Source organism: Streptomyces apricus (assembly GCF_008369065.1).
In the GTDB taxonomy this organism is placed as follows: Bacteria; Actinomycetota; Actinomycetes; order Streptomycetales; family Streptomycetaceae; genus Streptomyces; species Streptomyces apricus.
Genome location: NZ_VDFC01000289.1, coordinates 1 through 613 on the forward strand (window position 1 = coordinate 1; position 613 = coordinate 613).

At 53.8% G+C, this 613-nt stretch carries 1 rRNA gene; it reads right to left on the minus strand.

Features of this window, described 5'->3' with window-relative positions:
- Positions 1-613 (minus strand): 23S ribosomal RNA (locus tag FGF04_RS39735); the annotation flags it as partial.

The following is a 613-nucleotide window of genomic DNA, read 5'->3' on the forward strand; positions in this document are numbered from 1 at the left end:
AGCTATCCTACACAAGCCGAACCGAACACCAATATCAAACTGTAGTAAAGGTCCCGGGGTCTTTCCGTCCTGCTGCGCGAAACGAGCATCTTTACTCGTAGTGCAATTTCACCGGGCCTATGGTTGAGACAGTCGAGAAGTCGTTACGCCATTCGTGCAGGTCGGAACTTACCCGACAAGGAATTTCGCTACCTTAGGATGGTTATAGTTACCACCGCCGTTTACTGGCGCTTAAGTTCTCAGCTTCGCMMRMCCGAARKYKSACTAACCGGTCCCCTTAACGTTCCAGCACCGGGCAGGCGTCAGTCCGTATACATCGCCTTACGGCTTCGCACGGACCTGTGTTTTTAGTAAACAGTCGCTTCTCGCTGGTCTCTGCGGCCACCCCCAGCTCAWGSAGYAARTSCWATCACCGGTGATGGCCCCCCTTCTCCCGAAGTTACGGGGGCATTTTGCCGAGTTCCTTAACCATAGTTCACCCGAACGCCTCGGTATTCTCTACCTGACCACCTGAGTCGGTTTAGGGTACGGGCCGCCATGAAACTCGCTAGAGGCTTTTCTCGACAGCATAGGATCATCCACTTCACCACAATCGGCTCGGCATCAGGTCTCA